Here is a 1,911-nt window from a genome sequence, read left to right on the forward strand (position 1 = left end):
AGCACTGTCCAAAGCGACGAAGCGGCATATTTATAATAGTTATTCCGGTGTTTTATTCAGATTCCAAAATCAAATATTATAAACGCTGAAATTTTGTTATACTTAAAGGAACAGAAAGAGAATTTGGGGAGATGTCAAAATGAAATGTCCGGCTTGCCAGCATAATGGGACGCGTGTAGTGGATTCGCGGCCAGTAGATGAATTGAAATCGATCAGAAGAAGACGGGAATGTGAAGAATGCGGCTATCGCTTCACCACTTTTGAGAAAGTGGAAGAGATGCCGCTGATTGTCGTGAAAAAAGATGGGTCCCGCGAAGAGTTCAGCCGTGAAAAAGTGCTGCGCGGCCTGATCCGCGCATGCGAAAAGCGCCCAGTGCCACTCGAGACACTGGAAGCAGTGGTCTTCAATATAGAAAAAGACCTGCGCAGAATAGGCAATGCCGAAGTGAAATCCGAACAGGTCGGTGAAATGGTCATGGACAGGCTGGCCGCAATTGATGAAGTGGCATATGTCCGTTTCGCTTCCGTTTACCGCCAGTTCAAAGACATCAACGTATTTATTGACGAGCTGAAGGATTTATTGAAAAAGAATCCGGATGACAAGATATCCGAGTAAGGCGGTGGCTAAATGACAGCATTCTATAAGGAACTGCAGCCGGCGGATGCTTTTAAGATCCGGCTGCCGTATCCATTTTCCGATTACGACCGCCAATTGCTGACGCTTCTTTATCAGCCGATGATCGGCGCTGAAGCTGTATCGCTTTACCTGTCGCTTTGGGCGGAAGGCGAAACGCTGCGGGCTGAAACGCCGCATTATTCGCTGATGAATACACTCGGCATGCCGATTTCGAAAATTTTCGAGTCGCGCATCCAGCTTGAAGCGATCGGGTTATTGAAAACGTACAGGAAAGGGAGCGATTCCCGCACGTTCCTGTATGAATTATGCCCGCCGCTCGATCCGAAAGATTTTTTCACCGATCCGCTGCTCTCCATGTTTTTATTCAGCAAAATTGGTGATATCGCCTACCGCCGTGTGCGTGACCGTTTCGTGATTCCTGCAGAAGATATCGATTCTTTTGAAGAAGTGTCCCGGACATTCACGGATATTTTTCAGCCGGTCCATGCAAAAGCCGGTTATCCGCACGATTCGCAAAACCTGCAGCAGCGCAGCCGGAAGGGCTATAAAGCCGAATACGACTTTGACTTTAGCCTGCTACATCAGGGACTTTCGGAACAGCTTGTACCGAAACGTGTATTGACTGCGCCCATCAAGGAAAGCATCTGCAAACTGGCATTCCTTTACGGCTGGGGACCGCTCGAAATGCAAAAAGTGATCCTGTTGGCGATAGACGATGATTACCGCCTTACTATAGAAGGAATAAAAAAATCCGCATCCGAGTATTACAAGATGACCGTGTCGACGACTGCACCGAAACTGGAGCCGGTATTGACGAAAGCGCCGGAAGAGACGGCAGAGCCGAAGACCAGACAGGATGAGCTGGTGCTTTATCTGGAATCTGCGTCGCCCATTGAAGTACTGCGGGACATCGCCGGCGGGAAAGAACCGATGCCGGCTGATGTTCAGCTTGCCAATAATCTGGTGATGCACCACGGCATGGAGCCGGCAGTCGTCAATGTCCTGCTGCAGTATGTACTGCTTCGGACGGATATGAAGCTCACCAAAGGCTATGTGGAAAAAATCGCATCGCACTGGATCCGGAAAAATGTTTCCACTGCCGCCGAAGCCATGGAACTGGCGCGCACGGAACATGCCCAGTATGTAAAATGGAAATCGGAAGGCTCGCCCACAGCTGCTTCGAAATCTGTTACCCGCTCAGGCGGCAAACCGGTCCGCGAGGAAAAATTGCCGGAATGGTTTTATACGAAAGATGAACCGCAGCCGGCTGCGGT

2 protein-coding genes are annotated in these 1,911 nt (G+C 49.7%); both read left to right on the top strand.

The genetic code is table 11. The features are described from left to right. Positions 1-139 precede the first annotated feature (139 nt). Positions 140-616 (top strand): transcriptional regulator NrdR, encoded by a 477-nt coding sequence (gene nrdR / locus KW93_RS02315; RefSeq protein ID WP_033541348.1) that lies wholly within the window; start codon positions 140-142, stop codon positions 614-616. A gap of 12 nt (positions 617-628) precedes the next feature. Next, the coding region (locus KW93_RS02320) for a replication initiation and membrane attachment family protein (RefSeq protein WP_033541349.1) at positions 629-1,911 on the top strand (1,283 nt) is incomplete at its 3' end.

Source organism: Planococcus sp. CAU13 (assembly GCF_000775575.1).
GTDB lineage: Bacteria > Bacillota > Bacilli > Bacillales_A > Planococcaceae > Planococcus.